The organism is Mycobacterium sp. E183, assembly GCF_001667735.1.
Taxonomy (GTDB): Bacteria; Actinomycetota; Actinomycetes; order Mycobacteriales; family Mycobacteriaceae; genus Mycobacterium.
The window spans coordinates 94807-103236 of sequence record NZ_LZJN01000110.1 but is presented as its reverse complement, the minus strand read 5'-3'; the positions used below and the strand labels follow the sequence as shown (position 1 = coordinate 103236).

Below are 8430 nucleotides of genomic sequence, written 5' to 3'. Positions count from 1 at the left end.
AGCGGCCAGGCGCAGGCGACCTCGTACGACACCATGGGCCAGGTCAACCAGGCCTTCCGCAACATCGTCAACATGCTCCACGGAGTGCGCGACGGACTTATCCGCGACGCCAACAACTACGAGCAGCAAGAGCAGGCCTCGCAGCAGATCCTGAGCAGCTAGCAGCCGAAAACCACTGCTATCCAACACTTCTAAGGAGCTAAGCAATGACCATTAACTACCAGTTCGGCGATGTCGACGCCCACGGCGCCTTGATCCGCGCCCAGGCCGCGTCTCTGGAGGCTGAGCACCAGGCCATCGTTCGCGATGTGCTCGCTGCGGGTGACTTCTGGGGTGGCGCCGGTTCGGTGGCCTGCCAGGAGTTCATCACCCAGTTGGGTCGCAACTTCCAGGTGATCTACGAGCAGGCCAACGCCCACGGGCAGAAGGTGCAAAGCGCCGGCAACAACATGGCCAGCACCGACAGCGCCGTCGGGTCCAGCTGGGCCTGACACCGCCTCTTCACTCGAAGGGCCCGCACACCACGGTGTGCGGGCCCTTTTGGCTGCCCCGGGCAACTCTGATGCGCCGGGGTGCTGTGCGAAACCGGACCGCCGCACTGCGACATTCAACGACCATGCGAAGCAACGCTTTTGGATAACTGGGATCACCCGTCGAGTTGCTTCGCTGCCCGCGCACATTTGAGAACTCTATGAACTCCGTGACAGTTGGGTGTGCGTCTTGCCAGAATGTAGGAACATGACCGCAATGTCGGATTATGCGGGTGGCCAGCGCCCCCGCCAGGCCATCCTCGGGCAGCTGCCCAGGATTTACCGTGCCGATGGATCGCCGATCAGGGTCCTGTTGGTCGATGACGAGCCGGCGCTGACCAACCTGGTGAAGATGGCGCTGCACTACGAGGGCTGGGTGGTCGACATCGCCCACAACGGACGCGAGGCCATGGCCAAGTTCGATAAGGTCAATCCCGACGTGCTGGTGCTCGACATCATGCTGCCGGATGTCGACGGGCTGCGGATCCTGGAACGCGTCCGCCAATCGGACACCTACACCCCGACGCTCTTCCTGACCGCGCGGGATTCGGTGATGGACCGGGTCACCGGTCTGACCGCGGGCGCCGACGACTACATGACCAAGCCGTTCAGCCTAGAAGAGCTCGTGGCGCGGCTGCGCGGGTTACTGCGCCGTTCCGGTCAGCAGACGCCGCCCGCGGCCGAAACCCTCAATGTCGGCGACCTGCGCCTGGACACCGCCAGCCGGGAGGTGAGCCGGGGCGGCACGCAGATATCGCTGTCCTCAACCGAGTTCGAACTGCTGCGCTTCCTGATGCGCAATCCCCGCCGCGCGCTGAGCCGCACCGAGATCCTCGACCGCGTGTGGAACTACGACTTCGCCGGGCGCACCAGCATCGTGGATCTCTACATCTCCTATCTGAGGAAAAAGATCGATTCCGGCCGGGAACCGATGATTCACACCGTGCGCGGTGTGGGATACATGTTGCGGCCCCCGGAATGAGCCGGGCCCGGGACGCCCTGTCCGGCGATCTTCCGCGGTGGCTGCCCCATTCGTTACGCCGCCAGCTTTTGTTGGGCGTCCTCGCCGTGGTCAGCGTGGTGCTGATGACGGTCGGCATCGTCTCCGTGCTGAGCCTGCGGGGCTACGTCACCGCGATGAGCGACGCCGACGTCGCCGAGTCGTTGGACGCGTTGGGCCATTCGTATCACAAATACGTTCGGGGCGAACATGATCCGGCCGTCGGTGCCAAGCCACTGCCGGAGGCGATGCTGCAGTTCACCGATCAGACGCCGGGAAACCTGATCGTGGTGCTGCATGAAGGCGCCGTGATCGGGTCGGCGGTGTTCTCCGAAGCCGAAGCGCGGCCCGCACCCGCCGACGTGGTGCGCGCCGTCGAGGCGCAATCGTGGGCAAACGGCCCGCCCCGGACCGAAAACCTGGGCAGCCTCGGGTATTACCGGCTCAAGAGCCACGTCGATGGATCGGACGTGCTGATCGCCGGCGTCTCGCTGAACCTCGCCGACCAGATCATCGCCCGCAAACAACTCACCACCACCCTGCTGATCGCGGCGGCGTTGACGGTCACCGCCGGGCTCACCGTTTGGGTCGTCGGCTACACCCTGCGCCCATTGCGCCGGTTGGCGGCCACCGCTGCGGAAGTCGCCGCCATGCCGCTCGCCGACGACGACCACCGAATCAGTGTCCGGGTGCGGCCGCGTGACACCAACCAGCAGAACGAGGTCGGCATCGTCGGCCACACGTTGAACCGGTTGCTCGACAACGTCGACAGTGCGCTGGCGCAGCGCGCCGAATCCGATCTGCGAACGCGTCAATTCATCACTGACGCCAGCCACGAACTGCGGACCCCCCTCGCCGCGATTCAGGGGTACGCCGAACTCACCCGCCAGGACAGTTCGGAGTTGCCCCCGACCACCGAATATGCGCTGGCCCGCATCGAGTCGGAAGCGCGGCGCATGACGCTGCTGGTCGACGAGCTGCTGCTGCTGTCGCGCCTGGGCGAAGGGCAAGACCTGCAGAGCGAGGACGTCGACCTCGCCGAGCTCGTCGGCAACGCCGTCAACGACGCGGCGGTCGCGGCGCCGATGCACCACTGGGTGAAGGACCTACCGGCGGAACCGGTGTGGGTCCGTGGGGATCATGCGCGGTTGCATCAGCTGGTCAGCAACCTGCTCAACAATGCCCGGGTGCACAACCCGCCCGGGGTCACCGTCACGACCGCGATCGCCTGCCGCCGCGATGGTGCCGAGGCGCCATGTGCGGAGCTGACCGTGGCCGACGACGGACCGGGCATCGACCCGGAGCTTCTCCCCCGCTTGTTCGAACGGTTCGCCCGGGCGGACAACTCGAGGCTCAACGGAACGGGCACCGGGCTGGGCCTGGCCATCGTCAGTTCGATAGTCAAGGCGCATGGCGGCTCCGTAACCGCCGAATCCACCGAGGGCAGAACGGTTTTCCGCGTCCGGATCCCGATGACCGAAAGACCCGGCAGCCGCTGAAACCCGGCATTCACGTGTGCTTGCCCGAGGCCGGCCGCTTGCCGCGATTGGCTTCTTCCTCCGACAAGCGCGCTTCTCGTCGGTTCGCTTGGACATCACATCGGCTCTGTCGTTTTCAACGCAACGCAGAATCGACGAGGTAAGCGCTGAGCTTCTCGTTCGCGAGCACGCGGGTTATGAACCAGCGCTGCATCTTTCCGAGGGTCAACGCGGTGATCCAACCACCGCTGGCCTCGGCCAGTGATTCGTCTACATCCAGCTTGGATTGCACATCGGCCGTCAGTGGCCAATATCGTCGCTGGCAAGAGCAGCAGGTTCTGCGGCCCAATGATTGGACGGACACCGGATACCTGGACGCCTGAGGTTCTGTGTCAGCGCATCAGACATGCTCGATCTCTGCCACACGGTCGTAGGCATCCCACCAGACGGCCTCATGCTCGACCGGTGAGATCGCATGAGTCGTCAGCATGCGGTCGGCCTTGATCAGCATGTCGACCAACGTCCGCCATTGGGCGTACCTGCGCAGCTCCTGCACGTCGACGGTGTTGGGCATGAGGATGATCGACATCGACCTAGCTCGAACACGGGGAGGCCCGGCCCGGAAAAAGAGGAGCATGCTGATACTCAGGTAGGCGACCGCAGCGACTGTCAGCACGGTATCGGGTGAGTCCATTGCATTGCCCAACACCATGACGCACAACAGCATCAACGCGGCAGCGGTTAGCGGCCATGCACGCCACAGCCTCGCCAGCCGCCGGTCGGTGGTACTGGTTCCGGGCGGATAGACGATGAGGTTGTAGCGGCGAACCCCGTACTGGCTGACCGCCGCCCCATACGATCCCCAAAGGTGGTCACCGTCGAGCAGGCGCGAGAACCACGGCGGCGCGGCTGCTCTCCCCTGTGGTGGTTCGGTAACGCCGCGTTCGACGGTTCGGTGTTGGCGATCACGCATGAATTTCGGTCTACGCCGAAAGCACGGCACGTGCCGGGATGACAACGGCATCCATACGTCCGGGGCGCCAATGTTTACGGAACCTTAATCGACCCGGTGCGCAGGATCGGCAAAAGCACCGGCCAATGCCAGAGCTTGCGATTGACGAGGCCGGCCGCCGTGGAGGTCCTCAAAACTCCTGTCCGTCATCGTGATTGGGGACACCTACTCCGATGCTGAGATGAAAAAACGTGCCGCCGTCGGTCCGGACGTCGCCGGGCGGGAGTTGCTGGCAGGTTCGAACGAACGTGCGTAAAAAAACCGTAAGGGAGCCCTGGGCCACCGTAAGAAAAGTGTCAACCAATGGCCCTATCGGACCCGCCCCAACTAACTTCAAGCTGACCTTGCCTCCGAGAAAGCGCTGCGGCTAGCTCGATGAGGCCCTTTCGTATGCACGTGATCGGCCCGAACGGAGACAAGATGGGCGTGTTGGTGTACATCGTGCTCACGGTGGCGGTGTTCGCCATCCTCGGCACGGTTCAGAAGCTGGTCGAGCGGCTGTGAGTTACGAAAACATCGTCGGCTTGGCGCTTTCCGTCCTTCTGGCACTGTTTCTCGCGTGCGCCTTGCTGTTCCCGGAGAGGTTCTAGTGAGCACAACAACTGCGGGCGTCATCTTCCTGCTCGTCCTCGTCGTGGCCTTGGTGCTGGTGCACGTGCCCCTCGGCGACTACATGTACCGGGTGTATACCTCGGACAAGGACTCGTATGTCGAGCGGATCATCTACCGGCTGATCGGTGTCGACGCCCGCTCGGAGCAGACGTGGGGCGCCTACGCGCGCAGCGTCTTGGCGTTCTCGTCGATCAGCATTCTCTTCCTGTTCGTGTTCCAGCTCGTGCAGGGCAAGCTGCCGCTGCACCTGCACGACCCGGCCACGCAGATGACTCCGGGGCTGGCGTGGAACACTGCGGTCAGCTTCGTCACCAACACCAACTGGCAGGCCTATTCCGGCGAGTCCACGCAGGGTCACCTGGTGCAGATGGCCGGGCTGGCGGTGCAGAACTTCGTTTCCGCCGCCGTCGGGATGGCGGTCGCGATCGCGCTGGTGCGCGGATTCGCCCGCAGGCGCACCGGCGAGCTGGGCAACTTCTGGGTCGACCTGGTGCGCACGGTGCTTCGCATCCTGCTGCCGATTTCGATTGTCGGAGCGATCGTGCTCGTCGCCGGTGGCGCCATTCAGAACTTCCACCTGCACGACCAGGTCGTCAACACCCTCGGTGGCACGCAGCAAACAATTACCGGCGGCCCGGTCGCCAGCCAGGAAGCCATCAAGGAGCTGGGCACCAACGGCGGCGGCTTCTACAACGCGAACTCCGCCCACCCGTTCGAGAACCCGACCCGGTGGACCAACTGGCTGGAGATCTTCCTGCTGCTGGTGATCAGCTTCTCGCTGCCGCGCACGTTCGGGCGCATGGTGGGCAGCACGAAGCAGGGCTACGCGATCGCATCCGTCATGGCTTCGCTGTACGCCATCAGCGTGACCTTCATGATGTGGTTCCAGCTGCAGCATCACGGCACGGTGCCGACCGCGGTCGGTTCGGCCATGGAGGGCGTAGAGCAGCGGTTCGGCGTCGCCAACTCCGCCGTCTTCGCCGACTCGACGACGCTCACCTCCACGGGCGCGGTCGACTCGTTCCACGACAGCTACACGAGCCTTGGCGGCATGATGACCATGTTCAACATGCAGCTCGGCGAGGTCGCGCCCGGCGGCACCGGCTCGGGCCTCTACGGCATGCTCATCCTCGCGGTGATCACCGTGTTCGTCGCCGGACTGATGGTCGGGCGCACGCCGGAATACCTCGGCAAGAAGATCAACCCCCGCGAGATCAAGCTCGCCGCAAGCTATTTCCTGGTCACGCCGCTGATCGTGCTCACCGGCACCGCGATCGCGATGGCGCTGCCGGGCGAACGCGCGGGGATGCTGAACTCGGGCCCGCACGGATTGTCGGAGGTCCTCTACGCGTTCACCTCCGCCGCCAACAACAACGGGTCGGCCTTCGCCGGCATCAGTGTCAACACCAACTGGTACAACACCGCCCTGGGGCTGGCCATGGTCTTCGGCCGGTTCCTGCCGATCGTGCTCGTGCTCGCCCTGGCCGGCTCGCTGGCCAGGCAGGGCCAGACACCTGAATCGGCGGGCACGCTGCCCACTCACCGGCCACAGTTCGTCGGCATGGTCGCCGGCGTCACGCTGATCCTGGTGGCCCTCACCTTCCTGCCCATGCTCGCGCTCGGACCTCTCGCTGAAGGAATCCACTGATGACCGCGACCACCGCCGACCCGGCTGAGCAGTCGCAGCCCACCGCCGCCGCGAACACCAAACGGGTGCAGGGCGGTTTGCTCGACCCGAAGATGCTGTGGCGCTCGACGCCGGACGCGCTGCGCAAGCTCAACCCGCGCACCCTCTGGCGCAACCCGGTGATGTTCATCGTCGAGATCGGTGCCACCTGGAGCACCGTGCTGGCCATCATCGACCCGACCTGGTTCGCCTGGTTGACCGTGGTATGGCTTTGGCTCACCGTCCTTTTCGCGAACCTCGCCGAGGCCGTGGCGGAAGGCCGCGGGAAGGCCCAGGCCGAGACCCTGCGCCGGGCGAAGACCCACACGCTGGCCCGGCGGCTCAGGAACTGGCAACCCGGCGCGCCGGCCGTCGAGGAAGAGGTCGCCGCGCCGCTCCTGCAGCAGGGTGACGTAGTCGTGGTCGAGGCGGGGCAGGTGATACCGGGCGACGGCGACGTCGTCGAAGGCATTGCCTCCGTGGATGAATCGGCCATCACGGGCGAATCCGCGCCGGTGATCCGCGAGTCCGGTGGCGATCGCTCTGCGGTCACCGGCGGCACCACCGTGCTGAGCGATCGAATCGTCGTGCGGATCACCCAAAAACCCGGCGAGAGCTTTATCGACCGGATGATCGCGCTCGTCGAGGGCGCCAACAGGCAGAAGACCCCCAACGAGATCGCACTGAACATCCTGCTGGCCGCACTGACCATCATCTTCGTCTTCGCCGTCGCCACGCTGCAGCCGCTGGCGATCTATTCGAAGATGAACAATCCCGGCGTCCCAGACACCCAGGCGCTCAACACAAACGGCGTCACCGGCATCGTGATGGTGTCGCTGCTGGTCTGCCTGATTCCAACCACCATCGGCGCGTTACTGTCCGCCATCGGCATCGCCGGCATGGACCGGCTGGTGCAACGCAACGTGCTCGCCATGTCGGGCCGCGCGGTGGAGGCCGCGGGCGACGTCAACACGCTGCTGCTCGACAAGACCGGCACCATCACCCTGGGTAACCGGCAAGCCGGCGCGTTCGTCCCCCTCGACGGCGTCACCGACGAGCAGCTGGCCGACGCCGCGCAATTGTCCAGCCTCGCCGACGAAACCCCGGAGGGGCGCTCGATCGTCGTCTACGCCAAGCAGCATTTCGGGCTGCGGGCACGCACCCCGGGCGAACTCGCGCACGCCCACTGGGTGGAATTCTCCGCCGCCACGCGGATGTCCGGCGTCGACATCGACGGGCACCAGCTGCGCAAGGGCGCGGCAAGCTCCGTCGCGGAATGGGTGCGGGGCCAAGGCGGAAAGGTGCCCCAGCAGCTCGGCGAGCTCGTCGACGGCATCTCCGCCGGCGGCGGCACCCCGCTGGTGGTCGGGGAGAGCCGCGACGGCGAAGCGGCGGTGCTGGGCGTGATTCACCTCAAGGACGTCGTCAAGCAGGGCATGCGGGATCGCTTCGACGAGATGCGCAAGATGGGCATCCGGACCGTCATGATCACCGGCGACAACCCGTTGACGGCCAAAGCGATTGCCGACGAGGCCGGCGTCGACGACTTCCTCGCCGAGGCCACGCCCGAGGACAAACTCGCGCTGATCAAACGAGAGCAGGAGGGCGGCAAGCTGGTCGCGATGACCGGCGACGGCACCAATGACGCGCCGGCCTTGGCACAGGCCGACGTCGGCGTGGCGATGAACACCGGCACGTCGGCCGCCAAAGAGGCGGGCAACATGGTCGACCTCGACTCCGACCCCACCAAACTCATCGAGATCGTCGAGATCGGCAAGCAGTTGCTGATCACCCGGGGCGCGTTGACCACCTTCTCGATCGCCAACGACATCGCCAAGTACTTCGCGATCATCCCGGCCATGTTCGTCGCGTTGTTCCCCGGGCTGGACATGATCAACATCATGCGGCTGCACAGCCCGCAGTCGGCGATCCTGTCGGCGGTGATCTTCAACGCGATCGTCATCGTGGCGCTGATCCCGCTGTCGCTGCGGGGTGTCCGATACACGCCGAGCAGCGCGTCAAAGCTGTTGAGCCGCAATCTTTATATCTACGGCCTCGGCGGCATCGTGGCCCCATTCATCGGAATCAAGGCGATCGACCTGATCGTTCAATTCGTCCCAGGGATGTCCTGA

9 protein-coding genes are annotated in these 8430 nt (G+C 65.1%); 7 read left to right on the top strand and 2 right to left on the bottom strand.

Annotated features, from left to right (window positions below; all coding sequences use genetic code 11):
- From A5691_RS11965 to A5691_RS11950, 4 genes are all read left to right on the top strand, one after another.
- Positions 1–162 (top strand): WXG100 family type VII secretion target (locus A5691_RS11965; protein WP_197508505.1); only part of this gene is annotated, 162 nt, incomplete at its 5' end.
- Positions 163–206: 44 nt separating this feature from the next.
- Positions 207–491, top strand: a complete 285-nt coding sequence (locus A5691_RS11960; protein ID WP_046184805.1) for a WXG100 family type VII secretion target — start codon at positions 207–209, stop codon at positions 489–491.
- Positions 492–738: 247 nt separating this feature from the next.
- Positions 739–1512, top strand: a complete 774-nt coding sequence (locus A5691_RS11955; RefSeq protein ID WP_067890209.1) for a response regulator transcription factor — start codon at positions 739–741, stop codon at positions 1510–1512.
- Entirely contained in the window at positions 1509–3029 is a 1521-nt protein-coding gene (locus A5691_RS11950; protein WP_067890206.1) for a cell wall metabolism sensor histidine kinase WalK, read from the top strand. Before A5691_RS11955 ends, A5691_RS11950 begins: the two co-directional genes overlap by 4 nt.
- Before the next feature lie 115 nt (positions 3030–3144).
- Here A5691_RS11950 and A5691_RS27985 read toward each other — a convergent pair whose 3' ends face one another.
- Together A5691_RS27985 and A5691_RS27980 are read right to left on the bottom strand one after the other, a co-directional pair.
- A complete protein-coding gene (locus A5691_RS27985; RefSeq protein ID WP_156669919.1) occupies positions 3145–3300 on the bottom strand; it encodes a hypothetical protein in 156 nt (51 codons plus the stop codon).
- Between the two features lie 108 nt (positions 3301–3408).
- Positions 3409–3981, bottom strand: a complete 573-nt coding sequence (locus tag A5691_RS27980) for a DUF6611 family protein (protein WP_156669918.1) — start codon at positions 3979–3981, stop codon at positions 3409–3411.
- Positions 3982–4395: 414 nt separating this feature from the next.
- Between A5691_RS27980 and A5691_RS28930 the strand changes: the two genes are divergently transcribed.
- The 3 genes from A5691_RS28930 (at position 4396) to kdpB (ending at position 8430) form a co-directional block, all read left to right on the top strand.
- Positions 4396–4524, top strand: coding sequence for a hypothetical protein (locus A5691_RS28930; protein WP_255369311.1), 129 nt, complete (start codon positions 4396–4398; stop codon positions 4522–4524).
- A gap of 85 nt (positions 4525–4609) precedes the next feature.
- Positions 4610–6280, top strand: a complete 1671-nt coding sequence (kdpA, locus tag A5691_RS11935) for a potassium-transporting ATPase subunit KdpA (protein WP_067890194.1) — start codon at positions 4610–4612, stop codon at positions 6278–6280.
- Positions 6280–8430, top strand: coding sequence for a potassium-transporting ATPase subunit KdpB (gene kdpB / locus A5691_RS11930; protein ID WP_067890189.1), 2151 nt, complete (start codon positions 6280–6282; stop codon positions 8428–8430). Before kdpA ends, kdpB begins: the two co-directional genes overlap by 1 nt.

What these genes read in the sequence shown, in the direction of transcription:
- A5691_RS11960 (WP_046184805.1), top strand. Translation starts at nt 207, where the DNA reads ATGACCATTAACTACCAGTTCGGCGATGTCGACGCCCACGGCGCCTTG.
- A5691_RS11955 (WP_067890209.1), top strand. Translation starts at nt 739, where the DNA reads ATGACCGCAATGTCGGATTATGCGGGTGGCCAGCGCCCCCGCCAGGCC.
- A5691_RS11950 (WP_067890206.1), top strand. Translation starts at nt 1,509, where the DNA reads ATGAGCCGGGCCCGGGACGCCCTGTCCGGCGATCTTCCGCGGTGGCTG.
- A5691_RS27980 (WP_156669918.1), bottom strand. Translation starts at nt 3,981, where the DNA reads ATGCGTGATCGCCAACACCGAACCGTCGAACGCGGCGTTACCGAACCA.
- A5691_RS28930 (WP_255369311.1), top strand. Translation starts at nt 4,396, where the DNA reads ATGAGGCCCTTTCGTATGCACGTGATCGGCCCGAACGGAGACAAGATG.
- kdpB (WP_067890189.1), top strand. Translation starts at nt 6,280, where the DNA reads ATGACCGCGACCACCGCCGACCCGGCTGAGCAGTCGCAGCCCACCGCC.